Genomic DNA, 26637 nt, shown 5'->3' with positions numbered 1-26637 from the left:
GCGGGATTCCTGAGCGCTCGTCCTAGATTCCTGCCATGACCATTTCGCAGTACAGCAAGAAGTTTGCCGCCATCGTTCCCGCGATCGCCCTGGGCCTCGGCCTGGCTGCCGGCCCCGCGCAGGCTGCCAGCACCGACCAGTCCTCCAAGTTGCTGACCAGCTCGTCCTTCAAGACCGTCCAGGACGGCAAGGCCCGCATCATCTGGGTCTCCTGACCCTTCCACCCCACTCGACGACGACCCCGACCGGCCCCCCTGGCCCGCCCCCGAGACCAGAGACCACCGGTTGCACAGACCACGAGGCCCGCATCCTGTACGGATGCGGGCCTCGCCGTCGTCATGGGGCCATCGGTCCCCGGCTGCACCGGCTGCGGCAGCACCGGGCCCGGGGCCCGGCTCAGCGCTGCTGCTCGGCGGCGAACTCTCGCACCGCCTGCACCGCCACGTCGGGCTGGTCGCTGAAGACGTGGTCCATGCCCGCGGCCAGGAAGGTCTTGATCTCGCCCTTCATGTCACCGTGGGCGGCCGGGTCGGCCGAGGAGTCGAAGTTGGCGGGCAGGAAGTTGTTCTCCGCGCGGAAGGTCCAGCCGGTGACGTCCAGGCCCGCGGCATGGGCGTTGTCGATGGCGTCGGTGGGGCTGCCCAGCGAGCCGTCGGCCTTCTTGGGGATCATCACGTCCTTGCACAGGCCCACCGAGTCGGCGTACTTCGCCACCGCCTTCATACCGGCCGGGGTCACCATGTCCTTGTAGGTGGTGGTGGATCCGGCCGCCTCCAGGTCCGCGGGGGCGCCGGAGCAGTCGATCAGCTGCACCAGGTCAACCTTGGTCATCTGGTTCAGCTCCTTGAGGTTGCCCACCTCGAAGGACTGGATCACCACCGGCGACTTCTTCCTGCCGTAGCCGGCCGCCTCCAGCGTGGCGACGGTGTCCTCCTCCTGGCTCAGGCCGATGGAGTCGAAGTAGGTGCCGTGCTTGATCTCGGGGATCACGCCCACCGGCTTGCCGGAGCAGGTCTTCGAGCGACGGGCCAGGTCGACGACCTCCTCGAAGGTGGGCACCTGGTAGAGGCCGTCGTAGCGGGCCGACTCCGGACGGATCTTGGGCAGGCGCTCCTTGGCACGCAGGGTGCGCAGCTCAGCGAGGGTGAAGTCCTCGGTGAACCAGCCGGTGATCTTCGAGCCGTCGATCACCTTGGTCTTCTTGCGGCCGGCGAACTCGGCGCGGGTGGCGACGTCGGTGGTGCCGGTGATGTCGTTCTCGTGGCGGTCCACCAGCACGCCGTCGGAGGTGCTGACCAGGTCGGGCTCGATGTAGTCGGCGCACTGCTGGATGGCCAGCTCGTAGGCGGCCAGGGTGTGCTCGGGGCGGTAGCCGGAGGCGCCGCGGTGGGCGAAGACGGTGTGCTCGGCCGGGTTGGCGGCCACCTTCTTGCGCTTGAGGTCCACCACGATCATCTCGGTGTTGTCCGGGACGCCGGCACGACGGGCGTCGTTGCCGGGGTAGTTGTTGTCGTCGGCGAAGAGCAGCCGGCCGTCGGCCAGCTGGACCACGGTCTCGACGCTCTGGAAGGGGAAGCTGAAGGTCTTGCCGACGCCGTAGGCCTCGCCGTCGGTCTTCGTGCCGATGCCAGCGGGGTCGTCGATCTTCAGCAGGTCGACGACCAGCTGCTTGGCCAGGAAGCCGTCGCGCTCGGTCTTGTTCAGCTTCACCTCGTAGACGCGCTTGGTGACCGACTTCGAGCCCCAGAAGTCGTCACGCTCCAGCACCAGCAGGCTGCCCTCGCGGGTCATGAAGGCATCGCCCACCAGGTTGTCGTCGGTGTCGGTCTGGTAGTTCCAGGTGCGGCCGGTGTAGCGGTTCAGGCGGGTGTCGAACTGGCTGATCACGCGGGTGCGCTTGTCGGCGCCGTCGAGGTAGCCCTCGAGGATCGGGTACAGGTAGCGGCCGTTGCGGCTGGCGGCCATCGCCTCGAAGCCCTTCGAGCTGCGCAGGTTGGGGGTCTCGCCCGCAGCCAGGGTGGGGTTGCCGGGGCTCTTCACCTGCACGCCCTTGCGGCCCGGGTAGGGCATCGGCACGGGGTCGCGCAGCAGCACGCCGTCGCGGCTGAAGTGCAGCAGGTAGGGGCCGAACTCCTCGCCGATCCAGAAGGAGCCGTCGCGGTTGACCACCAGCGACTCGACGTCGAAGTCGGCGCCGGTGAGGTTGCGGCCCCGAGTGTTCTGGTTGGTGATCTTCCAGTCGATCAGGTGGTTCGGATCGCGCAGCTGGACGAAGGACTGCACCTGCATCTGGCCGGAACCGCCCGTGGAGGTTTCCCAGTTGGGCTTGACGCGGTAGATGCGCAGCAGGAAGTCGTCGGAATTGTTCTTGGCGCCGAAGCCGTTGTCCGGCATGCCCCAGAAGGTGCCGTCGCCGATCTCCGCCATGGCAGAGAAGCCGGGGATGACCTGGCCGGGGAAGGGGCCCTTGCGACCGTTGGCCGGGCTCATCTTGGCGCCGGAGGCGGGACCCTTGGCCAGGTGGTCGGCGGAGAGCTGGGTGCGCGCCTCGAGCGTGGGCACCGTGGTGCGCACGGTGTCGGCCGGACGGTCGGCCCGATCAGCGGGAGCGGCCCCGGCTGAGACGGTGGTCAGGGGCATCATGAGCGCGGCCGAGCCGAGTGCGGCGAGGGCCAGGCGAATACGTGGGGTGGTCATGGGGTCCATCCCAGCGCCTTCAGGTCTGCTTCAGGTGGCCTTCAGGTAAGGGTTCGGTGAATCCTCGGCCCGGATCTGGCTCCAGCGAGGCATCAGGCCTGGTGCCGGGCTGTTCGGGGGTCGTCCAGCCCCGCTTCGGGCCGTTGCCCGACGCTCTGGGAACCGAGGGATCGGGATTGTTGATGGTTGGGGTTGGTCCACCAACCCCAACCATCAACGATCAGAGCCTTCAGCGCACGAAGATGGCGTCCCCCACGGGGCGCTCACCGGTGGCGTCCGAGGGGCTGGTGACCAGGCGCCCGTCCAGCGCCATCGCGGTGGAGCCGCCGCCGTCGAGGTTGATGGCCTCGCGCAGGCCCAGGTCCTTGGCCAGCTGGGCGGTCTCCGGGATGGACAGGCCCAGGTCGGTGGTCTGGCGGCCGTCGACGGTGACCAGGACGGTGCGGCCGCGGGCGTCGACGCCGGCGAAGGTGCGCGGGTTGCGCTGCAGCACCCAGCCGTAGGCGAAGGAGGGGTTGTCGGCCTGGGCCATGCCGTCGCGACGCTGGGTGATGTGGATCCGGCCGTGACGCAGCAGCTCCGGCCCGCCGTTGACCACGGTGGTGCCGCGACGGGCCAGGGAGCGCCCGTTCTCGGTGAGCTGCTGGCCCACCTCGGCCCGCTGCCCCACCCGCACGCCTTCGGCCCGACGGGCCAGGTCGCCGGTGAGCTGGATCGAGGTCTGTCCCCGGCCCAGGACGGTGCCGCGCTGCGCGTTCACCGCCACCACCCGACCGCGGAAGAGGACCACCTCGGCGCCCGGGCCCGACGGGGTGCGGGGGCCGAAGGCCGGGGTGTAGGCGACGGCCTCGGAGGAGTCCTTGCAGGTGACATCGTGCAGCGGCAGCGAGGTGGGGCTGTCGGTGGCGTCGCCGCCGCAGTTGCGGATCAGCCCGATGACCCGGTTGATGCCGTCGAGGCGCACCTGCTGCCCGGCCAGGGTGGCGGAGCCGCGCCAGGTGGGCAGGGCCACGCGGGTGCGACGGGCGTCGCGGTCGAGCACCAGGACGGGGCGGTTGCGAATCGTCTCGGAGACCAGGCGACCGTCGTAGACGGCGGCGCCGGCGGGATCACCCTCGGCGCCGGCGGTGGGGTCCATCACGAAGAAGCCGGCATTGATGATGGCCTTGGCGCGAGTGAAGGAGGACAGCTCGGTGACCTTCTCGCGTGCCTCCAGGGTGGGGCCGTAGGTGGCACCCAGGGTGCCGCGGAAGGTGCGCGGGTCGATGGTGAGCACGTGGATCCGCCACGGCCCGCGGGCGGCTGTGCCGCCGTCCCAACCGGTGTACCAGGACCGGGAAGCGAAGCCCTTGGCCTTGAGGGCCGCCACCAGGGCATCGGCCTCGGCCTTCGTGGTGGGCTGCTCGACCAGGCGCACGCGGTAACCCAGCACTGCTGCCGGGAGGTCGGCGACGCGCGGCTGGTCCACCCGCTCCACCCGGGCCGCGAAACCGTTCTGGGCCAGGCGGGCCTGCATGGCGCGGGCGGACGGCTCGTCCTGGATGGAGCGCAGCGGGGTGTCGGGATCGTGGCCGGCCTGGACGGCAGGCATGTTCACCTCGACGACCCAGCGCAGCGAGTCGTCGTCGCTGCCGCGCGCGATGAGCGTGTGGGTCACGCCGCGCTGCAGCGTGGTGGTGGTGCGGCTCTCGGTGAGACCGTCGGCGCCCAGGTGCAGCGCGTCCGGGGCAGGGCGGTCGGCGTGACGGGCCGGGTTGGTGGGCTGGGCGGTGGCGACGCTGGCCACGGGCAGGAGCATCGCGGCGGAGCACAGCGCTGCCGCGGCGAGCCGGGTGGGGGTGGGGTTCATGGGGACAGCCAAGCGCCCGACGGTGACCGCCGCAGGCGAAGCCGTGGAACCGGTGCGTGAATTCTGGGGAATTGAGAGGTGTCAGCCGGCAACTGACGCCCGGCGCCCATCAGCACATCTCACCTGGCGCGGGGCCGGGGCGCGGGGCCGGCAGGCTCGACGCCGGGCGGGAGCGGCTGGCAGCGCGGGCACCACCAGCTCAGCCGCTCCTGGGTGGGCGGTCCGTAGGTCTCGCAGGCCACCGGGGTGCCGCAGCGCGGGCAGGGGCGCCCGGCGCGGTCATAGACCCAGCGACGCGCCCCCGGCGCCGTCGATCCCGTGGTGCCTTTCCAGCGGCCCTCGAGGTTGGCCGAGAGCAGGGTGCGGGCGCGCTCCACCAGCGCGGTCAGGTCCTCCACCCGTCCCGCCGGAGTGCGCGGGTTCACCCGCTGCGCGAACAGGCTCTCGGCGCGGTAGATGGTGCCGATGCCGGCCAGGTTGCGCTGGTCCAGCAGGGCCTCGCCGATGCTGCGCTCCGGTTCGCGCAGCAGGTTGGCGACGGCCAGCTCGGCGTCCCAGTCCGGCCCCAGCAGGTCGGGCCCCAGGTGGCCCACCAGGGTGTGCTCGTCGGCGGTGCGCACCAGGTCGACCATGCCGAGCCGCAGGCCCACCGCAGTGGTCTCCTGGTTGCCCAGCAGGGCACGGATCTGGAAGGCCGGGCCGGGCAGCCGGGCACCCGCGGCGGCGAACTTCCAGACCCCGTCCATCCGCAGGTGGGTGTGCACCGTCAGGCCGTCGGAGAGCCTCGTGAGCTGGTGCTTGCCCCGCGGCACCACCTCCAGCACCTCGCGGCCCACCAGTCGGGCGGTGGCCGCCTGCGGCACCCGCAGCTCGGCGCGGGTCAGTGCTCGCCCGGCCAGAGCGCGGTGCAGCTGGGCGCAGGACCGGAAGACCGCATCTCCCTCGGGCACCTGACCTCCTGTTCGTCGCGAGGCTCCAGCCTGCCGTAGCCCCTCGCCCGGCACCACCACCCCGTGGGACGGTCGCGTGACCGCCTGCCACGCTGCCCCGCCGGTGTCCCTACCGGTGGGAACTCGCAGGACTCCTGGTGCGTGGAGACCACGCCTCGCAGCGGATGGTGCCGTGTCATCCCCGATGAGGATGCGGCTCAGCGCAGGGCTTCTCCCCCGCGACTACGGCGATAGGCGGCCGGGCTGAGCTGACGACGGCGCACCACGGCGAGCAGGCAGGCGACCGCCGCCGCGAGCCAGAGCGCCAGCAGGATCCCGATCGGGCCCACGCCGATCGTGGTGCGGGCCACGATGGCGCGCACCCCGTCGAGCGCCGGCGCCAGCGGGCTGAGGCCGTGCGCCGTGCCGAACAGGCCGGGCACTGCCGAGACCAGCCCGACGGCCGCCGTGACGGTGGCCAGCACCACCGAGATGGTGCGCCCGATGCCACCCAGCCAAGCGACCAGCGCCTGGTTGATGGCCATGAAGGCCAGCGAGGCCAGCGACAGGAAGGCGACCAGCCCGAGGCCACGTCCCCAGCCCAGGTCCATCACGTTGGCACCCAGCACACCCAGCCCGATCGCCTGGCCGACGGCGATCCCGGCGCTGGGCAGCATGGTGGCCGCGGCGAGCTGCCAGCTGGGGCGCGAGGAGGTCAGGGTGCGGGAGGCGACGGGCCGCATCAGCAGCCAGGTGGCCAGCGCACCCAGCCAGGCGCCGAGCACCAGCAGCAGGGTGGTGGTCTGCTTCAGCGGGGTGCTGACGCCGTCGGCGCCGCCGGTGACCGGGTCGGAGACCACGGTGGACAGCTTCTCGCGCTGCTCCTGGGAGTAGCTGGGCACCTTGTCCTTGCCGGCGGCCAGGCCGTCGGCGAACTTCTTGGTGCCGTCGGCGAGCTGCCCGCTGCCGGAGGCGAGCTGGGTCATGCCGCCCGAGAGCTGCTGGGCACCGGTGTTCAGCTTGCCGACGCCGGCGGTGTACTGCTGCACGCCATCCACATAGCTGCTCACGCCGCTGGTGTAGGTGCCCAGGCCGGTGGCCAGGGTGCTGGCACCGGTGGCGAGCTGGTTGCCGCCGGTCTTGAGCTGCTGCGACTGGCTGGCGAGCTGGGCGGAACCCTTGGCCAGCTCAGCGCCACCACTCTTGAGCTGCTGCGATTGGCTGGCCATTTGCTGCGCGCCCTTGGCCAGCTGGCTGCCGCCGCTGGTGAGCTTGCCGCCGTTGTCGGCGAGCTGCTGCGAGCCGTCGGCGAGCTGCGTGACGCCCGCCTTCAGCTGGTTGATGCCGTCGAGCAGGGCGGGCAGCTGCCCCATCTGGGCGACGAGGCCCTGCAGCTGCTTGTCGTCGACGGTGATGCCGTTCTTGCCGGCTTCCTGCAGGGCACCGGCCACGGAGGCGGCGGCCTGCTGGCCGGTGCTGGAGCAGGTCTGCTCCAGCGTCTTCTTCACCGCGGCGGACTGCTCGGGCGAGAGCGGGGCCCCTGCGGAGGTGGCGGCCTGTTGGTAGGCGGCGAGCTGGGCCGCGGCAGTGGTCAGGCACTGCTGGGTGACCGTCCTGCCGGCGGTGGCCGGGAGCGCAGCGAGCTGCTGCTGCACGCTGCCCAGCTGCTCGGCGTACTGCTGGATCTGCTTGGTTGCCTGCTGGGTCTGCTGGATCTGCGCCGGGGTGATGCTCGGCACCTGCTGCACCTGGTCGTTCAGCTGCTGCACGCCCTGGTTCAGCTTGGTCACGCCGGCGGTGTACTGCCCCACGCCGGCGGTGTAGTCCTGCACGCCGGAGTTGAAGCTGCCGATCCCGTCGACGAGCTTGCCGGCGCCGCTGGTGTAGGCCTGCACGCCGGTGTCGAGCTGGCCGATCCCGTCGACCACCTTGCCGGCGCCGCTGGTGTAGGCGCCGATCCCGCCGGCCAGCTGGGAGGCGCCGGAGACGAGCTGGCTGCCACCGTCGGCGAGCTTGGTGCCGCCGGCGTTGAGCTGGGCCGAGTTGGCGTCGAGCGTCGAGATGCCCTTGCCGAGCTGACCCATGCCGCTGGCAGCCTTCGTGGTGCCGTCGTCGAGCTTCTGCGCGCCGTCGGCCAGCTGGGTGGCGGCATCACTCATGGTGACCATCTGCTGGCCCATGGTGTTGAAGCCGACGTAGATGTTCTTGAGGTACTCGCCGGTCAGCATCCGGTTGGTGCTCTGGGTGGCCAGGTCGGCCACCTGGCGGGCGATCTGCGCGTCCTCGACGGCGGAGGCGGGCGAGGTGGTCACCTGGATCACGGCCTGCTCGGCCTTGTCCGCGTCGGAGACCGAGGTGGCGGCCTTCGAGAAGTTCTCCGGGATGGTCACGACGGCCGAGTAGCGGCCGCTGGCCAGGCCCTCGGCGGCGTCGGAGGGATCGCTGAGCGTCCAGTGGACATTGGGTGTCTCGTTGCTGGTGATCTCCGCGGCGAGCTGACGGCCCATCGGCACCATCTGCCCGTTCACGGTGACGGCCTTGTCCTGGTTCACGACGGCGGCCTCGATCTGGTGCAGCCGGCTGTCACGGCCCCAGGTGGTGCCCAGCAGCAGGCCTGCGACGAGCAGCGGCACCAGGACCAGGCCCAGGATGCTCCACGGTCGCAGGGCGCGGTGGCTGTTGATCCGCTCGGCGAAGAAGCCGGGACGGCGGTGCTTGGTGGCAGTCATGGTGGTCCTCACAGGCTCTCGGTGAGCTGGTGGCGGGGCATCACTCGGGTGGGTTGGTCGGTGGTCTCTTGCGGGGCGGGGGTGTCGCTCTGGCGGGGTGCCGCGCTCGACGGGTCCTCGGCAGAGTGCCGGGTGACCAGGCGGACCACGTGGTCGGGTTGCCAGCGCGCGACGGCCTGCTCGTCACTGACGCCCAGCACCAGGGCACGGTCGCGCTGGGCGCGGGCCTCCCGGACGGCCGCGTCGAGCCGGTCCAGGGCCGGTCCGGCGGCGGTGTCGGCCCCGTCCACCAGCACCACCCGCGGCGCACGACGCAGCGCCGAGGCCAGGTCTGCGGCCAGGCCGGAGGCGCTGTCGGCGTCGATGAAGGCGGTCTCGCGACGCACCTCGGTGGCGCGCTCGGGCAGCAGGTGCCCGGCGACGCGGGCCCGTCCCTCGGTGGCCAACCGGCCGGACAGGGCCAGGAGCATCGCCCGGCACGGATGGGCGTCACCCTGCACCACGGCCACCTGGCCGGGCTCCAGGTGCAGGCTGGTGGCGCCGAAGATGCCCTCGGCGGCCAGGTCCTCCACGTGCAGCGCCTCGGTGTGCTCCGGGGTGGGCCAGTCGGCCAGCTCCAGCTCGCGGTGCAGGCCCTCGCCCTCGACGTCCAGCACCGGCAGCCGCTTGTCCAGCCAGGCCGGCAGGTGCCAGGCACGGGCACCCAGCAGCTGCATCACGGCCGGCACGAGCGTCATCCGCACGATGAAGGCGTCGACGGCCACGCCCACGGCCAGGCCGAAGGCGATCTGCTTGACCGGGCCCATGCCCTCGGGGACGAAGAAGGCGAAGACGGCGAACATGATCACCGCGGCCGCCGTGACCACCTTGGCGGAGCCGTTGAAGCCGCTGCGCACCGCCTGGCGGGCCAGCTGGTCCTTGTCACCGTCGGGATCGGCGCGCAGCGCGTGCACATAGTCCTCGCGCATCCGGCTGACCAGGAAGACCTCGTAGTCCATGGCCAGGCCGAACAGGATGCCCATGATCACGATCGGCATGAAGGAGATGATCGGGTCCGCCTTCTCCAGGTTGATGACCTGGCGGCCGATGCCCTCGTTGAAGACCAGCTGGGTGGCGCCGAAGGCGGCCCCCACGCTGAGCAGGTAGCCCAGGGTGGCCTTGACAGGCACCCAGATGGAGCGGAAGACCATCATCAGCAGCACGGTGGACAGGCCCACCACGAAGATCCCGAAGGGCAGCAGCGCCTTGGCCAGCCGCTCCGAGACGTCGACCTGGATGGCGGTGGAGCCGGTGACGGCGGTCTCGACGCCGGGGGTGACACGCCAGGCGTCCTGCTGCTCGGTGATCCGCTCCACCAGGTCGGCGGTGGCGGGGTCGTCGGGCCCGGTGGTGGGCACCACCTGCACGATGCCGGTGTCGGCATTCTGGTTGGGCACCGCGGCCAACACCCGGTCGACGCCCTCGATGGCCTCGATGTCCGCGCGCAGCTTGTTCATCACGCCCATCGGATCGGTGGACTGGAGCAGATCCGCGGTGACGATCAGCGGCCCGTTGTAGCCGGGGCCGAAGTGCTCGCTGACCAGGTCGTAGGCGATCCGGTCCGGCTGGTGCGCCTCGTGCTGGCCGGAATTGGGCAGGCTCATCTGCAGGTTGCTGGCCGGGTAGCTGAGCGCTCCGAGGGCGGCGACGATCACCACGACGGTGAGCACCGGCAGCTTCGTGGCGGCGGCCACCCAGCGGTCGAAGAAGGAGCGACGCGGGGCCCGTCGGGCGGTCCGGCGGCGGGGGCGGGGGCGCATCCGCTCCCCCAGGAAGCCCATCAGCGCGGGCAGCAGGGTGAGCGCGATCACCACGGCCAGCGCGACCGCCACGGAGGCGAAGACACCCATGATGCCGAGGAAGGGGATGTTGGCCAGGGTGAGGCCCACCAGGGCGATGCACACCGTCAGGCCGGCGAAGACCACGGCCGAACCGGCGGTGGCCACGGCGCGGGCGGTGGACTCCTCGGCGTCGAGACGGTGCTCCCCCTGCTCCGCGAGCTGGTCGCGGTGACGGGAGAGGATGAACAGGGCGTAGTCGATGCCCACGGCGAGGCCCAGCATCACGGCCAGCAGCGGGGTGGTGGAGTTCACCGTCGAAAGGCGGGCGGCAATCATCAGCAGCGCCATGGACACCGCCACGCCCACGACGGCGGTGAGCAGCGGCACGCCGGCGGCCAGCGCGGAGCCCAGGGTCAGGAAGAGCACCACCAGCGCAACCAGCAGGCCGATGCCCTCGGTGGCGCTCATCTCCGGCACCTCCACCGAGTAGGCCTGGCCACCCATGCTGACCCGGCTGCCGGAGGGCAGTTCGGACTGCACCCGCTGGGCCACCTGCACCAGCCGCGCGCGGTCCTCGTCGGTCAGGTCCTCCATGCTGCGGTTCAGCTGGAGCTGGATCATCGCCGCATCCTTGCGGTCGTTGACCAGGCCGGTCGTGTACTTGTCATAGGGGCCGGTGACCGAGTCCACGGCGGGATCGGCACCGAAGTCCTTGAGTGCCTGGGTGATGTCGGCCTTCACCTCGGCATCGTCGGTGCTCATCCCCGAAGGCAGCACCACCACCGCGTCGGCGCTCAGCGCGGCCGCCTGCGGGAAGGTCAGGTTCAGCTTGTCCAGGGCCACCTGCGAGGGGGCGCCGGGGATGGAGAAGTTGTCGCTGTACGTGCCACCGGCCAGGCCGGCGACGCCCCCGAGCACCACCAGGACGGCGAGCCACAGGGCCAGGACGCGGCGATGGTGCCGGTAGCAGGACCGCCCGAGGCGGTAGAGGAAGGACGACATCTGGGGTGCCCCCGAGGATTGCGAAGGATGTTTGGATACATTTGTGTATCCGATACAGGAGTGTACTCATTCCACCGATCGGAACAAATTGGGGCTATCGTCCGAGGACGGCCCCTGCCCCACGCCCCGGAAGGACCACGGTGAGCCAGCCCACCTCCGCACGTCGAGCCGCCACCCGCGAGCGGCTGGTCCAGGCCGCCATCGGCGTGATCGCCCACAAGGGGGTGCTGGGCGCCAGCGTCGAGGAGATCTGCGAGGCCGCCGGCTTCACGCGCGGCGCCTTCTACTCCAACTTCGACTCCAAGGACGAGCTGTGCGTGGCCATCCTGGCCAGCCACGGCGAGAAGTACCTGGCCGCCGCCCGTGAGGCGATCACCGGCCTGGACCCGCTGACACCGGGCCAGGACATCACCGGGATCATCTCCCGGGCCACCGGCAAGTTCATCGCGGCCACCGGCGCCGATGCCGACACCATCCTGGTGATGAGCGAGCTGCGCCTCTACGCCGCGCGGGAACCCGCGCTGCGCAAGGCCTTCGACGAGTTCGACCAGGACGCCACCCCCATCTTCGGGGAGATGATCGAGCACGGCCTGGAGGCCAACGGCCTGCGGCTCACCATCCCGATGGACGACGCACTCAGCCTGCTGCACGCCATCTACGACCAGACCGCGCTGGACCAGCTGATCCGCGGCGAGGCACCCGACTCCCCCGAGGCGGCCGAGCGGCTCACGCTGGTGCTGCAGGCGCTGATCGTGCCCGCCTGAGCGTCGGCTCAGCCGAAGGGCGGCATGAAGCAGAAGGGATGGCCGGCCGGATCCAGCAGCACGAGCCACTGGTCGGGCTGCGGCTGCTCCTCGGGCACCCGGCCACCCAGCTCCACGGCGCGACGGGCCGCATGGTCCAGGTCGTCGGCGTAGAGGTCCAGGTGCATCTGCTGTTCGGGCCGCTCCGCGGGCCAGGCCGGCGGCCGGTAGCCGTCGACCTGCACACAGCTGAGCATGAAGCCCTCGCCGCGCAGCGCGAAGGCCGAGCCGTCCTCGGCCGCGTACTCCACCTCCAGCTCCAGCAGCTGGCGCCAGAAGTCGGCGAGCGTCGAGGCGTCCTCGCAGTCGAGGGTGATGGAGGCCAGGCGGATGGGGCTGCTCATGGCGCAACGGTAGGCCAGTGCAGGCCCGAGCATCCCGCCCCCAGCCACGGCGGCGTCCGATGTCCGGCCATTCGGACGGCCATGTCCCCGACGCCGGGCGGTGATCCGCCCCCAGCCGGCGCCAGGGATTCAACCGGGCGTCACCTCGACGCGCCCGGCCGGAAATCTGGAGCGAGTCAGCTGGTGCCATGAGCCTGCTCCATGAGCGCCTTGCGGTGCGCGGGGTCGCGTCGCCACCGACCACCGGCGAGCCGGTGCCCGCGGCGCCGAGGGCGGCCAGCGGCCTCGCACCGGCCTCCGCCTCGGACTGGATGGGCGCCCTGTCGCCCGCCCTGCGGCTGGACGAGCTCAGCCTGCCCGGCACGCACGACTCCGGCGCCACGCTGGGCGGGCGCTGGGTGGCCTGCCAGGAGCTGTCGATCAGCCGGCAGCTGGAGCTGGGCGTGCGCTACCTGGACATCAGGCTCAGCCTGCAGCGTGGCCACTTCCGGGTGCACCACAACCAGTGGTTCCAGCAGCTCACCCTCGACGAGGTGCTCCAGGCCTGCCGCGACTTCCTGGCCCTCCATCCCACCGAGTGCGTGCTGCTCTGCCTCACCCAGGAGTACCGGCGCCGCGACCTGGCCCAGCTCTCCGGCGAGTGGGCGCGGGTGCGGCACCGTTTCCGTGACCTGCTGCTGGACCGTCGCCGCGTGCCCTCGCTGGGTCGGGCCCGTGGCCGGGTTGTGGTGGTCACCCGCGACGGCGGCTTCGCCGGGCTGGAGCACGCGGACTGGAGCGTCCACGACGACTGGCACGTCGCCAGCCGAGAGCACTGGCAGCGACGCAAGTGGCCCGCGGTCACCGACCACCTGCGTCGCGCCCGCGCCGCGCGCGGCGACGGCCGGATGTGGAGCTGTCATGCCACCTCCAACGGCTGGCGGCTCCCACCGCGCGAGGCCTCGCGGCTGCTGAACCCGGCGCTGGCCACGCACTTCGCGGAGCTGGGACCGCGCCCGGCGGGGGCAACGCTGCCCGAGCGCAATGGCGTCATCCTGCTGGACTTCCCCGACGAGGACCTGCTGGCCGCGATCTGGCGACGCAACCTGCCGGGCCGCGCCCAGAGCTGATCGACCCGAGGACAGGCCCTGGCGGCTCACGCCCGGTAGCCGCCCACCACGGGCAACTTCTGCAGCACCTGCACCGCATGGCCCGAGTCCACGAACTGCTCGGTCACGTCCTGGCCCGCCTTCACGTCGTGGTGGTCCCCGCGCGCCCACTTGCGGAAGGCCCCCATGTCGTAGACCACCCCGTCCACGGCGATCCAGCAGTGGGCACCGTCCTCACAGGTGGCCTTGGAGAGCTGGACAGGGGTGATGCGGACGTCGGTGATGAGTTGCTGCTCCTGGGCGGTGAAGGTGCGCTCCAGCTTGCTGCGGTCCCCTGCATGGGAGGGGTTGAGGTAGGCCCACGCGATGGCGCCCAGCACCAGCACGACGACGGCGACGAGGATCCAGCGCTTCATGACGACTCCTTTGATACATAATGTCTCAAGACAGGATGATACATTGTGTCTCATGGCGCGCAAGACCCCCTCCCGACCCCGGCTCAGCGAGCAGGAGACCCGCACCCGGCTGCTGGACCTGGCCTCCGCCACGCTCGCCGAACAGGGCCTGACCGTGGGGCTGGACGCCATCCGGATGGAGAAGTTGATCGGCGAGGCCGGCGTCTCGCGCGCCAGCGCCTACCGCTGCTGGCCGCACCGCGAGGACTTCCTCTCCGACGCCCTGGTGGCCACGCTGCGCCAGACCACGCTGCTGCCGGAGGGTGAGTCCGAGATCGTGCGGCTGGTGCAGGTGCTGGAGCAGCACCGCTCGGGGCTCGCCTCGGAGCAGGGCCGCCGGGACCTGGTGGTGGAGGCCCTGCGGGTCTCACTGGACGCAGACCTGCGACGGCTGCTCGCCTCACCCCGCTGGCGCTTCTTCATGGCGCTCTCCGCCACCCACCAGACCCTGCCCGACGAGCAGCTGCGGGCCACGGTGGCCACCGCCCTGGCCGAGCTGGAGACCGCCTTCGAGACCCGTCGCGCCGAGGTCTACGGCGGACTGCTGGAGCTGATCGGCTACCGGCAGCGCGAGCCGTGGTCCGGCCACGAGGGCCTGCTCGCGCTGGCCCAGCAGACCGGTCTGGTGATGCGCGGCGCCATCAGCCGCGCGCTGGTCGATCCCGACTGGCTGGACCGGCGCCGTGCGCTGCGGCTCTTCGGCTCCCGACGCGAGGCCGACTGGTCCCAGCCCGAGATCGCGCTCTGCCAGGCCCTGCTCGGGCACCTGGAGCCCGACCCCGACGTGGTCTGGGACGAGGCGCAGATCGCGGCCGCCGAGCGCCGTTTCACTGAGCTCGCGCACTCCTTGGGCACCGAGGTCCAGCTCGGCTGACCCGATGCCCCTCCGTGCCGGCCCCGGAACGAGCCTCGGGCGGCCGGGCGCACTGGCTCCGGCGATTGCGTGGAAAGTTTGGGACACCTGTCGACCCCAAGTTTCCACGCAATCCGCTGCACGCCCCGCGCCTCCGGGCATGCGAGCCGGCGCGCCACCAGGACGGCTCACAGACGGGCACGACGAGGGCGCCGCACCCGGTGGGGTGCGGCGCCCTGTCCGTTCCGCGGCCCCGCCCGGTGGACGGGCCGCGCAGCTCTCACCAGCCAATCGAGGCGAGGTAGTCCCGCGACTCACGGATGCAGTCGAAGGGATCACGGCCGTAGGTCTCGTCCTGCTCGATGAAGAACCACTCCGCCCCGGCCTGCTCGGCGGCGGGCAGCAGCTCGGGCCAGTTCATGTTGCCCTGGCCCACCTCGGCGAACTGGGCGATGTTGGTGAAGGCGGCCATGAACTCCTCGCGCCGGCCCTGCTCCAGCAGGTCCATCGCCTCGGGACCCAGCGGCACCACGCGGAAGTCCTTGACGTGGATCAGCTTGCAGACGCCGGCATAGCGCTTGAGCATGTCCAGCGGGTTCATGCCGCCGCGCTGCACCCAGTGCAGGTCCACCTCGAAGGCCAGCGTGGGGGCCACCCGACGCACGATGTCGAAGATGCGCTCCCCGTCGAACTGCGCCAGGTCCACGTGGTGGTTGTGGTAGCACAGCGTGATGCCCTCGGCCTGCAGCCGCTGGGCGGCCGCCTCGCACTCGGCGGCCCACTGCTCGCAGGCCTGCTTGGAGGCCATCGCCGTGAAGGGCATCATGCCGATCCGCACATAGCAGCAGTCCAGCCGACGGCAGTCGTCGACGATCTTGTCGAAGTGCTCCTCCAGGTTGTCCCCGGTGGACACCGGACCCGGCTTGAGCGCCATGGACAGCGCCCCCACCTTGATGCCCAGGTCCACGATGCCACGCTCCAGGGCGGCCGTGTTCTCCGGGTTCATCGGGATCTGGCTCACCTCGACGGCGTCGACCTGGAGGGCGGCCAGCCGCTCCAGCACCGGGAACATCCCCTGCTGCGCCACCTGCTCGCGCAGCATCATCATCTGCACACCCAGGGTGGCCATCTCAGTTCCTCTCCTCGAAGCTGCCCTCGTCGCGGATGCGGCGGTTCAGCTCGTCCAGGTAGCGCTGCTCGTCGAAGTCGGTGAGGCTGACCTCCTCGCCGGTCCAGGCCGACAGGTGGATGCCGTTGGCCAGCCGGACGCCGTGGATGCCGTCGCCACCGGGGGCGATCAGCTCCTCGCCGTCGAGCACGGCGGCGGCGAAGTTGGCCAGCACGGTGCAGTGCTGCTCGCCCCAGACCGAGCCGTAGTCCTTGGTCTCGGTGGTGAGCACATCGGACAGGTCGAGCTGGCCCTGGAAGAGCTTGCCCACCTCCTCCATGCTCATCTGCTTGCTGAACTCCTGCTCGGGCTCGGCGAGCCGGGTGATGGTGACGGTCTTGGAATTGTCGACCACCACCTTGCCCTTGTCGCAGAGGATCTCCAGGCGGTCGGTGCCCATCATGTCGTGGGTGCAGGTGGTGAAGGTGCCGGTGGCCCCGTCGCCGAAGTCCACCATCGCGGTGACCTCGTCCTCGACGGCGATGTCGCGCCGGAAGCCGAAGGCGGCCTTGGCGAAGACGCTCTTCGGCACCCCGCAGATCCACTGCCACAGGTCGAGCTGGTGGGGTGCCTGGTTCACCAGCACGCCGCCGCCCTCGCCGCCCCAGGTGGCGCGCCAGGCGCTCTGGTCGTAGTAGCCCTGCGGTCGCCACCAGGTGGTGATGATCCAGGAGGTGTGGCGCAGGGCGCCCAGCTCACCGGAGGCCAGCAGCTGCTTGAGGTCCTTGTAGAGCGGGTTGGTGCGCTGGTTGAAGAAGACGCCGAAGACCAGCTCGGGGCGAGTGGCGGCGTAGTCGATCAGTTCGCGGGCCTGCTTGGTGTAGACGCCCACCGGCTTCTCCACCAGCGCGTGGATCCCGCGCTGCAGGGCGGCGATGCCCATCTCGGGGTGCAGGTAGTGCGGCACCGTGGTGACCACCGCGTCCACCTCGCCGGACTCGAGCATCTCGACGTAGTCGGTGTGGAAGGGGACGCCCAGCTCGTCGGCGCGCGCCTTCTTGGACTCGTCGATGTCGCAGATGGCGCCGATGGTCATGGCCGGCACCCGGCCCTCGGAGATGAACGTCGCGTACATCCCACCCTCGGCGCCCAGGCCGATGATGCCCAGGCGCAGCTGCTTGTCAGTCATGGAATCTCCTCTTGGTGGTGGTCACTGGTGGTGGCTGCCCGGGAAACTGTCGGCATAGACGGCCTTCAGCATCCGCATCGACGCCATGGCCTGCTCGGGGCCGATCCAGAAGGGTTCGGCGTCGTCGAGCCGGGCGTGGAAGTCCTCGATGAACAGCTGGTGGCTCAGGCCCCAGTAGGAACGCCCGCCGCTGGCGGCGCGACGCTCGGGCACCTCGCGGGTGCGGCCGTCGGCCAGGCGCAGGTGCAGCCCGTCGGCGATGGTGGCCACGCCCTGGGAGCCGTAGATCTCGATCTCGACATCGCGGTGCACGGCATTGGTGAGCGAGCCGACGAAGGTGGAGCTGATGCCGTCGCGGTGGGTGAACCAGGCGTTTGCACTGTCCTCCACCTCGATCACGCCGCGGTAGCGCAGGGTGGCGGCGCTGCCGGCCACCTCGGTGGGCTCACCCAGGAACCACTGCAGCAGGTCGAGGGTGTGGATGGCCTGGTTGATCAGCAGGCCACCCCCGGCCTGGTCCCAGCGGCCGCGCCAGGGCCGGGCCTGGTAGTAGTCCGGGGTGCGGGCCCAGACCACGCTGGCACAGCCGCCCAGCAGCTCGCCCAGCTCGCCGTCCTCCAGCACCTGCTTGAGCGCCTGGCTCGAGGCGTTGTAGCGGTTCTGGAAGCAGATGCCGCTGCGGGCGGACGACGATGCGGCGGCGTCCACGATGGACTGCGCCGCGGTCAGGCTGTTGGCCAGCGGCTTCTCCTGGATGACGTGCAGCCCGGCGGCCAGCAGGGCCAGCGTGGGCTCGGCGTGCTGGTGGTGCGGGGTGGTGACGTGCACCACGTCGGGCCGCTCCAGGCGCCCCTGGTCGATGGCTGCGAGCATCTCGGCGACGCTCGCGAAGCCGGGCACACCCGGCGCCACGGCGGCGGCGCGCTGCAGGCCGGCGGGCTCGGTGTCCACCACGGCGACCAGCCGGATCCCCAATGCGGTGATGGCCTCGAAGTGGACCACCGAGACGTCACCGCAGCCGACGACGGCCGCCGAGGTGGTCATCGGTACTCGATCCCCTCGGCCTGCAGCAGACCCACCAGCGCGGTGTGGGCCTTGGTCCACAGCTCGGGGCCGCTCATGGCGCCCCACTCGGTGTAGTCGCCCAGGTGGGGCTCGATGGACAGGAAGCCGTCCCAGCCGCTCTCGTGGAGCTGGTGCAGGATCTCGGGCACGTGGCCGTCGCCCTCGCCCACCGGCACCACGTCGGGGGTGTTGGCCACCGCATCCTTGAGGTGCATGTACTCCAGGTGGGGGCGGATCACGGGGTAGGCCTCGGCCAGCGGGTCGACACCGCACTGGACGTAGTTGGCGGGGTCGAGGATGGCGCGCAGGTGGGGCGAGCCGACGCCCTCCAGCACGTCGACGCAGCGACGCGGGATGTCGCCGTAGATGTCCTTCTCGTTCTCGTGCAGCAGGGTGATGCCGGCCTGCTCGGCGATCTCGGTGATGACCCTCATCCGGCGCAGCACCTCCTCGCGGTGGGAGTCGGGGTCGCTGCCCTGCGGGATGAAGAAGGAGAAGATGCGGATGTAGCGGGTGTCGAAGAAGCGGGCCACCTCGACGGCATGGCGCATCGCGTCCAGGTGCTCCTCGAAGTCGTCGTCGACGAGGATCTTGCCGATCGGTGAGCCGATCGAGCTGACCTTGATGCCGGCCTCGTCGAGCATCCGCTTGGCCTCGTCGAGCTGCTCGCGGCTCAGCAGCAGGATGTTGGTGCCCCAGGCGCTGCGGAACTCGAGGTGCGTGACCCCGAGCTGCTTGAGCAAAGACAGCTGCTCGCCGAAGTCATCGCTGATCTCGTCGGCAAATCCGGTCAGGGTCCACATCGTCGTGCTCCTCGCGTCATCGCGTTCAGTTCACCTTTGGTCAAACTTAGGGAGCCCGCCCGCTGGCGCACCCGGGTTGCCGCCTGTTGCCACGAGCGCCCGCGCAGCGCGGGGGCCATGATGGCGGCAGGGGGAATTCATGGCTTTTCCAGCTGACAAGCGGATCGCGCTGGATGCGCTGATCCGCCAGGAGGGCACGGAGCTGCGCGGCACCGCCTACCTGATGACCGGCTCGTGGCCGCTGGCCGACGAGCTGCTGCAGCACGTGCTGGCGCACCTGGTGCACACCGGCGTCGACCTCACCGACCGGCGCAGCGCCCTCACCGTCGCACGGCGTCGGCTGGTGCACCTGGCGCGCGAACCCCGGTACCGGCCGTCATCCGGCCGACCACCCGCCGCCGCCTCGCCCCAGGGCGCGCACCTGGTGGCCGCCCTGGGTACCCTCCACCTGGACCAGCGCGCGGCCCTGGTGCTGGCCTGGTTCTGCCGGTTGGACGATGCCGGGATCGGCGAGGTGCTCCACACCGACCGGATGCATGCCGCCGCTCTGCGGCTGGCGGGGGTGGACCAGCTGCGCGTCGGACTGGCCCAGCTGGGCGACCAGCTGGTGCTCGACGACCCGCAGCCCCGCACGCCGACGCCCCGGCCGGGCCCACGCGGGCCGGGTCCCGCGCTGGTCGTGGCCAGCCCCTCCTCGGCCGGCGACGGCTGGGGGACGCGGTGAGGATCCGGCTGGCCGAGGTGCTGCAGGAGGCGGCGCAGGACCAGCCCACCGCACCGCTGCCCGACGGGGAGGCGGTGCTGCGGCAGGTGGAGCACGAGCGGCGCGGCCGCCTGCCCTGGCTGGTGCTGGGCCTGCTGGCCCTGGTGCTGCTGGCCGTGCTGCTGGGCTGGCTGCGCCCCTGGGCGCACACCTCCCCCGGCCCCACACCCGGTGCGCCGGTGCAGGGCTCGGATCCTGCCTCGTCGCCACCCAGCTGAGGACCGACGCCGTTGCCCTCGACAGCCCGCCAGGCTCCGGTGGCGGGGGCCACCCGGCGCACCGACCCACCTGACGCTCTCTCGTGGAGCGTGGGATGACGCGGGCGAAGGATCCCGCAGCGCCCCGGACCTCAGGGGCGGATTGAGGTGCGCTGGGTCCGGGAGGACCCCAGCGGGTAGCCTCGCCGGGTGAACATGGAGAAGGTTGTCTTCGGTTTCTTCGTGCTGCTCGCCGCCACCATGAACTTTGGCTTCTTCATCGGTGACCTGGGCCGCCCGGAGCTGCACAACATCTACGAGCTCTACGCCGCCGTGGTGATCAACCTGATCGCCACCGTGCTGAAGTTCGGTGACCGCACCCAGATCGGCGCGATCCACCTGGCCACCTCGCTGGTGGCGGTGATCCAGCTGATGGCGGCCTCGGCCATCTACATCTGGGCCACCCAGGTGAGCCGCGAGGGCCTGACGGTGCACATGATGAGCTCGGTGGTCTCCATGTCCGGCGGCGCGCTGCTGGCCAACATCGTCTCCCTGGTGCTGCTGGTCATCGAGACCGCCTCCTACCGTCGCCGCTGAGCCGACCCCCGTGCCACCCAGCCCGGTCATCCCCCTCGTCATCCGCCCGTGGCGGGCCTCCAAGCGCCTGCGACGGGCGGTGGTCGACGTCCCCACGGACGTGCCGTCCACCGAGGCGATCTTTCTGGTGCTGCGCCGGATGCGCTTCCCGCTGATCGTGCTGATCAGCATCTTCTCGATCAGCGTGTTGGGCCTGAGCCTGATCCCGGGCGTCGACGAGAACGGCGAGCCCTGGCGGATGACCCTCTTCGACGCCTTCTACTTCGTCAGCTACACCGCCACCACCATCGGCTTCGGCGAGATCCCGCACGCCTTCACCGCGGCCCAGCGGATGTGGGTCACCGGCACCATCTACGCCTCGGTGACCGGCTGGGCCTATGTCTTCGGCTCGCTGTTCGCGCTGCTGCAGGAGCCCGCCTTCCGCAAGGCCGTCACCCTGCAGCGCTTCCGCGCCAAGGTGAAGGGCCTGCACGAGCCCTTCCTGCTGCTGGTGGGCTACGGCCAGGCCGGCCGCACCCTGGCCACCGCGCTGGACCACGAGGGCCGTCGCATCGTCGTGGTGGACGCCGACCCGGGCCGCCTCGACGTGCTGATCTCCGACCAGCTGGCCAATGACGTGCCCAACATCGAGGGCGATCCCACCAATCCCGCGCTGCTGGGCCTGGCCGGTCTGGGTCACCCGATGTGCGAGGGCGTCCTGGCCATGACGGACAAGGACGAGATGAACCTCGCCGTCGTGATAGCGGCCAACCTGCTGCGACCCGAGGTACCGGTGATCGCGCGCTGCTCCGAGCGGGCCAACGTGGAGCGGATGGAGGACTTCAGCCCCGACGCGGTGATCAACCCCTACGACCGCTACGGCTCCTACCTGGTGATGGCGCTGCAGCGCCCCGACACCTTCCAGCTGCACCAGTGGCTGCTCTCCGAGCCGGGCACCGAGCTGCCGCCGCTGCACGAGGAGCTGGCCAGTGGCCGCTGGATGGTCTCGGCCGACTCCCGCTTCGGTCACGAGGTGGCGCACGACCTGCGCCAGGCCGGCATGGAGGTGCTGGAGGTCAACCCGGAGGACGGCATGCCGGACTTCGACGCCATCTCCGGCTTCATCGCCGGCGTGGAGAGCGACACCACCAACCTGTCGATGGCCGCGCACGCCCGCCTGGTGAACCCCGACGTCTACCTGGCGGTGCGCCAGAAGTCGATCCACACCACCAGCCTGCTGCAGGCCTTCGAGCCGGACAGTGTCTTCATCGCCACCGACCTGGTGGCCTTCGAGTCGCTGGCCCGGCTCCAGGCGCCCACCTTCTGGGCCTTCATCGAGTACGTCCACGAGCTGCCCAATGACCAGGCCGTCGAGATCCGCGACCGGCTGGTGCGCCGGGTGGGCGATGTGAGCCCGATCCCGTCGGTGCTGACCATCAACCACTACGAGGCGCCCGCGGTGACGCGCTGGCTGGAGTCCGGCCACACCGCGACGCTGCGCGACCTGCTGCGCGATCCCGACGACCGGGACAACAAGATCCCCTCCTTCGTCTTCATGCTCAAGCGCGGCAAGCAGGTCACCTACGTGCCGGACCTGGAGACCACGATCAAGCCGGGCGACCAGGTGGGCCTGTTGAGCCGCAGCCGGGGCCTGCAGCAGATCAATGCGACGCTGCACCACGACGCCTCGCTGGAATACCTGTGCACCGCCGAGACCGTGCCCAGCACCTGGCTGTGGCGCAAGCTGCGGCTGCTGCGACGCGCCCTGCGGCACCGTTGAGCCGTTGAATTTTCCACGTCCTTTGCCGGGCAAACAGGCGTAGGCTGGAGCCATGTGTGAGTACTGCGGCTGCCGCGCCATCGATGTGATCGGACGATTCTCCGAGGAGCACTACACCGTCGTCGACCGGCTCGGCGATCTGGGCCGCGCCGTGGAGACCAAGGACCTGGCACAGGTTGGCCAGGCCGGGCTGGTGCTGGCCAACACGCTGTGGCCGCACACCAAGGCCGAGGAGGCCGGGCTCTTCCACGAGATGCGCAAGGACCCCGACTACACCACCACCATCGACTCGCTGTGCGACGAGCACACCAGCCTCGACGAGCAGCTGGAGCGCATCATGGACGGCGATCTGGACGAGTACCCCGCCTTCGAGGACGCGCTGCGCCGCCACATCGACCACGAGGAGAACGGCCTCTTCCCGGCCGCCGCCGTGGGCATCGACGGCCCCACCTGGGAGCGGATCAACCAGCTCACCCACGACTTCGACCATGCCAACGACATCGAGCACGAGCATGACGAGAAGGAGCGGATCAAGGAGACCACCGACGAGATGCCGGTGCGCGAGCGTCCCAGCTCGCACTCCCACCCGCACAGCCACTGAGCGTCAGTGCCGCAGCATGCCGTCACCCTCAGTGGAGGCGACTATTTCCGACTCATCGTCCGGGTAGCGGTCGACGCTTCGGGCAAGATCAGAGGACTCTTACCTCTTCGGATTGAAAACACCACAAGTGGCCCAACACAGGTTGGACCGTTGACCTCATCGAGTTCGAGACGTTCACCAGACCAGCAGCCGACCAGGCCGAGTAATCACTGTCACCCATTCCTGCAGCAGACCCCTGCGGAGATATACCTCACGTGTTCAAATTCTCTAGATCGACCGACCACGGCTATAGCAGAGCACAAACCACGGCTCGTTAACCAACTGCCTGTCCATCTCAATGGACATCGCGCATGACATCGCCTCCGAAAAGCTTCCAAACAGCCCATTGCCTTGGAGCTGCAATCCTTTCACGCCCGACAGGCTTTGCTCATCATAGAAGCACCTCCACGAATGGAAGTAATACAGACCATCCAAACCAACTGCCTCGTAGCCCAGAACTCGGTCAATATCGAATTCGGCTCCCCCCCGAGCAGGCAACTGAAAAGGCTTCCCTCCAGTTCGAATCTCCTCGCCCAGCGAGACGGCTGGCCTGGGATTTCTCAGCCCAAAGCCCACAGAGCAGCAATTCTCGTTCGTCATTGCTTTCAACAAACCGTCGTGCTTCGCCGACGTCAGTGAACCAGTCCTGCCACTCTTCAGCACCTGCGCATAGCCCTTGAACATGCTCGCTGATCGAGAGAACGCCACCCCTGGACCCAAGACCCGGACCATCAAGAGGGGTTGGAGTCAGGACGCTCCACCCCAAGAGGATCATTTCAGGACCCATGACACTGGACACCTTTCGATAGATGACGAGGCCGTCACCCGCCAGCCGGTCTTTCCGAACAAGGTCGGTACCGCAAGCGCGGCTCAGTCCTTGCGGACGCCCGGCCCCTGGCTGCGCCGGCCCAGCTTCCAGTCCAGCACCAGGGTCCCGGTGCGGCCGGTGACCTCGATCACCGAGGGCTTGCGGGCCACACTGGTCCAGTCGCTGCGCAGCCGGGCGTAGTCGGTGTCCAGCACGGTGCCGTCCACGACGAAGGCGCCGCCCCAGGTGAGCTCGTAGCGACGCTGCGGGGTGGTCCAGGCCAGGGTGTCGCGCACGTGCTCGATCCGGCAGCCCTTGAGGTAGTCGACGAAGCGGTGCAGCGAGCCGAAGTCGGAGCGGTCGGCCAGCATCACGGCCCAGCCGGTCACCAGACCGCGCTGCACCAGCTCCTCCTCGTTGGCCATCTCGATCCGGTTCAGCGCCACCGCGCCGAAGTAGGAGTCGTCGCGCCGTCCGGCCACCACGAACTCGCCCAGCTTGGTCTCGTCGAAGCGGGCCGCGGGGAAGTACAGGTGGCTCAGCTCGTGACGGCGCCCCTCCAGGTAGCCACGCCGGGCGCGCAGGTCGTGCAGCACCAGCGCGACGTTGCGCAGCTGGCCCACGTCGGGAAGCAGCCCGTTGCCCACCCAGCCCGAGGGGGTGGTGGGCCGCGAGGCACTGCCCAGCAGCGTGGAGCCGGGATGGGTGGAGAAGACGGTGATGCCGCCCGGCAGGGCCGCCTGCCAGATGCTCTCCTGGTCTCCGAAGCTGCCGGGGTGGTGGTGCTGGGCCGAGCTGAGCAGGTAGTGCGGAGTGCGGTAGGTCTGCACGTCGGCGCGCTGCAGGCAGGCGCCCTGGGTGACCGGGTTGAGCGAGCGCACCAGCCCCGCCAGCATCCGCCGGGAGCGCACCTTGCGGAAGGGGGCCAGTGGCGCCAGGTAGCGGTTCTCGCCCAGGTCCAGCCGGGTAAAGGCCTCCATGGTGGGGCCGATGCCCTCGGGCGTGACGAAGGCCTCCATCCCCCAGTAAAGGGCCAGTGCGGCATCGCGTCGCTCGTCGGGGTCAAGCCTGCGGTTGCGGGCCACCTCGGTGGGCACCTCGCGCAGGTCCAGACCCTGGGAGGTGGTGATCAGGTGGTCGGCCTGGGCATAGGCGATCTCGCGCACCACCTGGGGGATCCGGTAACGGCGCCGGGCCAGGAAGATCGAGGTGGGGCGGGTGGGCTCGAAGTCGGGGCGGCTGCGGCTGAAGGCGCTGGCCACCACCGGCTCGATCTCGCAGCGATCGGGATGCGCCTTGTGCAGGGCACCGGCCCGTCCGGCGGAGGCGACGAAGTGCCCGTCGAAGCGGTGCAGCGCCAGGTCCAGCAGGAGCAGGTCGAGCACCATGCTCGCGCGGGTCACCAGCTCCTCGTCCTCCGCGTGCTCCACCAGCAGGGTGAGGGCCGAGATGTCGATGGCGTAGTAGGTGCCGGAGAGCCATTCGCTGAAGCCGTGGCGGAAGCGGTTGGCCAGCCAGCCGGTCAGCCGCTGGCGGGCCCGTTCGGCCTTGACCTCGCCGCGACGCCCGTCGTTGCGGAAGCGGCGCTGCGGGAACAGCTTGCCGGCCAGGTACTCGCACACCGCGAAGGCCACCTGGTGGCTCTCGCTCCAGTGCACCATCGAATCGGTGCCGGGCTCGTCCATCCAGTAGCGGAAGCCCAGCACGGCCTGCTCCATGGCCTGGCGCAAGGGAGCCGGCAGGCGGTCCCCGCCGTCCAGCAGCAGGGCCAGCACCACCATCAGGCGATGGTCGGCCAGGTCCTCGCGGGAGTGGATGTGCTCCAGGTGGTCGTCCAGCCAGGCGGTGTCCACCAGCCCCTCGGCGATGCCGGCGGCCACGGCGGCATAGCCGGTGGCAGCACTGCCACCGCCCGGGCCCACCACCGGCGGCTGACTCATCACGCGCTCCTGAGGGGTCGACGAGGACTTCTCCCCCGAGCCCTTGCAGGATAACCGCAGCCCCATCCTCGACGGTGGCGTACCACCCGGTCTTCAGACAACGAACCAGCTCCCACGACATGGCCGGGGTCTCGCCATTGTTTCGCCGTGGCTTCGCTCTTCGCCATCCCGGAGGCCCCTTGCGGCCGTCGCGTGGACCACTTCTGTACCTTCGGCCAGCATCCCAACCGGTGGACAGCTGACCATCGGTCAGGGCGGATCAGGGATGCAGCGAGGCGTCCGGCTCCGTGAGCCGCCATCCCGTGAAGAGCACCTCGAGCCCGGGGCGGGTGGGGGCGCAGGTGAAGGGCCCGGCCTCCAGTTCCACCTCGGGATCCATCGGCACCACCCGCACCAGCCGGAAGTCCCCGCCGTCGACGCGGGCACGGATGGTCACCGCGTCGCCACTGCGGGAGGCGCGCACCGTCACGGTGCGACCATCCCAGTCCGGCACGGGTGCCACGGACCAGTCGGAACAGGGACTGGTGACCACGGCGCCGAGCTGCGGGGTGCCGTCGGCGAACTCGACGCCGGCCTTCACCCAGTGCTCCTGGCCGGCGCGCAGGAAGACCCCGGCCTGGTCGAACTGCTGGCTGAAGGCGGCCACGAAGTCCACCTCCACGGCCTGCTCCTGGCCCAGCGGCGCCACCAGGGCGTGCTCGTCGTCGTGGATGAAGCCGTAGGACGTGGTGCGCCAGGCATCCGAGCCCTCCCGGGCCTCGACCAGCAGGCCGTTCTCGGTGACCTCGCTGCGGACCGGTTCGGTGGTCCAGCGTCCGGCGGACCAGTCGACGGTGGGCATGGCGTCCTCCTCGTGGGTGGGTGCCCGGCCCGCTGCTGCGGCCCGGTCTGCGGCGAGACTACCCGCCGGCCGGTCGCCTGGGACAGTCCCGGGAACCGGTTCTGGCCCCGTGAGGGTTCCCGGGCACAACGCTTCAACCTCCCACCCGGGGAACGGCTCGGGCCCGAGGACGTGGTCCTCGGGCCCGTGGGCTGTGCGGTGCGGCCATCCCCCGATGTCCGTGCCGCCCGGTTCAGTTGTCCGGCCCGTCGATCCCCCGACCGTGGGCCGCGGCACTGCCGGATCCCCCGATCCGCGCGGTGCCCTGCTGTCGTCCAGCCGCTTCCCCCGAAGCCGCATGGACCGCCCGTTGGCTTCC

At 70.3% G+C, this 26637-nt stretch carries 23 protein-coding genes; 9 read left to right on the top strand and 14 right to left on the bottom strand.

Features of this window, described 5'->3' with window-relative positions; all coding sequences use genetic code 11:
• The first annotated feature begins 35 nt into the window (after positions 1 to 35).
• The gene (locus ABD073_RS13935) at positions 36 to 215 is read left to right on the top strand and encodes a hypothetical protein (protein ID WP_343875581.1); all 180 of its coding nucleotides are present in this window, start codon (positions 36 to 38) and stop codon (positions 213 to 215) included.
• A 181-nt stretch (positions 216 to 396) separates the two neighbouring features.
• Here ABD073_RS13935 and ABD073_RS13930 read toward each other — a convergent pair whose 3' ends face one another.
• The 5 genes from ABD073_RS13930 to ABD073_RS13910 form a co-directional block, all read right to left on the bottom strand.
• A complete protein-coding gene (locus tag ABD073_RS13930; RefSeq protein ID WP_343875579.1) occupies positions 397 to 2697 on the bottom strand; it encodes an esterase-like activity of phytase family protein in 2301 nt (766 codons plus the stop codon).
• Between the two features lie 229 nt (positions 2698 to 2926).
• Entirely contained in the window at positions 2927 to 4546 is a 1620-nt protein-coding gene (locus ABD073_RS13925; RefSeq protein WP_343875577.1) for a phosphodiester glycosidase family protein, read from the bottom strand.
• Positions 4547 to 4665: 119 nt separating this feature from the next.
• Positions 4666 to 5496 (bottom strand): Fpg/Nei family DNA glycosylase, encoded by an 831-nt coding sequence (locus ABD073_RS13920; RefSeq protein ID WP_343875576.1) that lies wholly within the window; start codon positions 5494 to 5496, stop codon positions 4666 to 4668.
• 197 nt (positions 5497 to 5693) lie between these two features.
• A complete protein-coding gene (locus ABD073_RS13915) occupies positions 5694 to 8204 on the bottom strand; it encodes a YhgE/Pip family protein (RefSeq protein ID WP_343875574.1) in 2511 nt (836 codons plus the stop codon).
• Between the two features lie 8 nt (positions 8205 to 8212).
• Positions 8213 to 11026, bottom strand: a complete 2814-nt coding sequence (locus ABD073_RS13910) for an MMPL family transporter (protein ID WP_343875572.1) — start codon at positions 11024 to 11026, stop codon at positions 8213 to 8215.
• Positions 11027 to 11166: 140 nt separating this feature from the next.
• Here ABD073_RS13910 and ABD073_RS13905 point away from each other — a divergent pair, with 140 nt between their 5' ends.
• Positions 11167 to 11790 (top strand): TetR/AcrR family transcriptional regulator, encoded by a 624-nt coding sequence (locus ABD073_RS13905; RefSeq protein WP_343875571.1) that lies wholly within the window; start codon positions 11167 to 11169, stop codon positions 11788 to 11790.
• 8 nt (positions 11791 to 11798) lie between these two features.
• On the opposite strand, the gene ABD073_RS13900 is transcribed toward ABD073_RS13905, so the two are convergent.
• Positions 11799 to 12173, bottom strand: coding sequence for a VOC family protein (locus ABD073_RS13900; protein WP_343875570.1), 375 nt, complete (start codon positions 12171 to 12173; stop codon positions 11799 to 11801).
• A 188-nt stretch (positions 12174 to 12361) separates the two neighbouring features.
• On the opposite strand from ABD073_RS13900, the gene ABD073_RS13895 reads away from it, so the two are divergent.
• On the top strand, positions 12362 to 13282 hold the full coding sequence (locus tag ABD073_RS13895; protein WP_343875569.1) for a phosphatidylinositol-specific phospholipase C domain-containing protein: 921 nt from the start codon (positions 12362 to 12364) through the stop codon (positions 13280 to 13282).
• A 26-nt stretch (positions 13283 to 13308) separates the two neighbouring features.
• On the opposite strand, the gene ABD073_RS13890 is transcribed toward ABD073_RS13895, so the two are convergent.
• Complete coding sequence (locus tag ABD073_RS13890; protein WP_343875568.1) at positions 13309 to 13677, bottom strand: cytochrome b5 domain-containing protein; 369 nt, start codon at positions 13675 to 13677, stop codon at positions 13309 to 13311.
• Between the two features lie 52 nt (positions 13678 to 13729).
• On the opposite strand from ABD073_RS13890, the gene ABD073_RS13885 reads away from it, so the two are divergent.
• Entirely contained in the window at positions 13730 to 14590 is an 861-nt protein-coding gene (locus ABD073_RS13885) for a TetR/AcrR family transcriptional regulator (RefSeq protein WP_343875567.1), read from the top strand.
• Between the two features lie 259 nt (positions 14591 to 14849).
• Here ABD073_RS13885 and ABD073_RS13880 read toward each other — a convergent pair whose 3' ends face one another.
• From ABD073_RS13880 to ABD073_RS13865, 4 genes are read right to left on the bottom strand one after another with little or no spacing between them, the layout of a single operon-like run.
• Positions 14850 to 15698 carry a sugar phosphate isomerase/epimerase family protein gene (locus ABD073_RS13880; protein ID WP_343875565.1) on the bottom strand — a complete coding sequence of 283 codons (849 nt, stop codon included), beginning with the start codon at positions 15696 to 15698 and terminating at the stop codon, positions 14850 to 14852.
• A gap of 1 nt (position 15699) precedes the next feature.
• The gene (locus ABD073_RS13875; protein ID WP_343875564.1) at positions 15700 to 16866 is read right to left on the bottom strand and encodes a Gfo/Idh/MocA family protein; all 1167 of its coding nucleotides are present in this window, start codon (positions 16864 to 16866) and stop codon (positions 15700 to 15702) included.
• 21 nt (positions 16867 to 16887) lie between these two features.
• The gene (locus ABD073_RS13870) at positions 16888 to 17910 is read right to left on the bottom strand and encodes a Gfo/Idh/MocA family protein (RefSeq protein WP_343875561.1); all 1023 of its coding nucleotides are present in this window, start codon (positions 17908 to 17910) and stop codon (positions 16888 to 16890) included.
• On the bottom strand, positions 17907 to 18734 hold the full coding sequence (locus ABD073_RS13865; RefSeq protein ID WP_343875558.1) for a sugar phosphate isomerase/epimerase family protein: 828 nt from the start codon (positions 18732 to 18734) through the stop codon (positions 17907 to 17909). Before ABD073_RS13865 ends, ABD073_RS13870 begins: the two co-directional genes overlap by 4 nt.
• A gap of 139 nt (positions 18735 to 18873) precedes the next feature.
• Here ABD073_RS13865 and ABD073_RS13860 point away from each other — a divergent pair, with 139 nt between their 5' ends.
• From ABD073_RS13860 to ABD073_RS13840, 5 genes are all read left to right on the top strand, one after another.
• Complete coding sequence (locus ABD073_RS13860) at positions 18874 to 19458, top strand: RNA polymerase sigma factor (RefSeq protein WP_343875556.1); 585 nt, start codon at positions 18874 to 18876, stop codon at positions 19456 to 19458.
• Positions 19455 to 19715 carry a hypothetical protein gene (locus ABD073_RS13855; RefSeq protein ID WP_343875554.1) on the top strand — a complete coding sequence of 87 codons (261 nt, stop codon included), beginning with the start codon at positions 19455 to 19457 and terminating at the stop codon, positions 19713 to 19715. The genes ABD073_RS13860 and ABD073_RS13855 overlap by 4 nt, the downstream gene beginning before the upstream one ends.
• Before the next feature lie 195 nt (positions 19716 to 19910).
• Positions 19911 to 20291, top strand: a complete 381-nt coding sequence (locus tag ABD073_RS13850; protein ID WP_343875635.1) for a DUF6394 family protein — start codon at positions 19911 to 19913, stop codon at positions 20289 to 20291.
• A gap of 10 nt (positions 20292 to 20301) precedes the next feature.
• On the top strand, positions 20302 to 22050 hold the full coding sequence (locus ABD073_RS13845) for a potassium channel family protein (protein ID WP_343875548.1): 1749 nt from the start codon (positions 20302 to 20304) through the stop codon (positions 22048 to 22050).
• Between the two features lie 52 nt (positions 22051 to 22102).
• Entirely contained in the window at positions 22103 to 22651 is a 549-nt protein-coding gene (locus tag ABD073_RS13840) for a hemerythrin domain-containing protein (protein WP_343875545.1), read from the top strand.
• A gap of 267 nt (positions 22652 to 22918) precedes the next feature.
• Here the strand turns inward: ABD073_RS13840 and ABD073_RS13835 are convergent, their stop codons facing one another.
• The 3 genes from ABD073_RS13835 to ABD073_RS13825 form a co-directional block, all read right to left on the bottom strand.
• Positions 22919 to 23374, bottom strand: coding sequence for a hypothetical protein (locus ABD073_RS13835; protein WP_343875543.1), 456 nt, complete (start codon positions 23372 to 23374; stop codon positions 22919 to 22921).
• 186 nt (positions 23375 to 23560) lie between these two features.
• Entirely contained in the window at positions 23561 to 25438 is a 1878-nt protein-coding gene (locus ABD073_RS13830) for a hypothetical protein (RefSeq protein WP_343875540.1), read from the bottom strand.
• Positions 25439 to 25697: 259 nt separating this feature from the next.
• Complete coding sequence (locus ABD073_RS13825) at positions 25698 to 26279, bottom strand: DUF1349 domain-containing protein (protein ID WP_343875538.1); 582 nt, start codon at positions 26277 to 26279, stop codon at positions 25698 to 25700.
• Positions 26280 to 26637: the final 358 nt, after the last annotated feature.

Origin of the sequence: Luteococcus peritonei, assembly GCF_039526385.1 — a bacterium.
GTDB classification, from domain to species: Bacteria; Actinomycetota; Actinomycetes; order Propionibacteriales; family Propionibacteriaceae; genus Luteococcus; species Luteococcus peritonei.
This window is presented reverse-complemented; position numbering and strand designations above follow the sequence as displayed.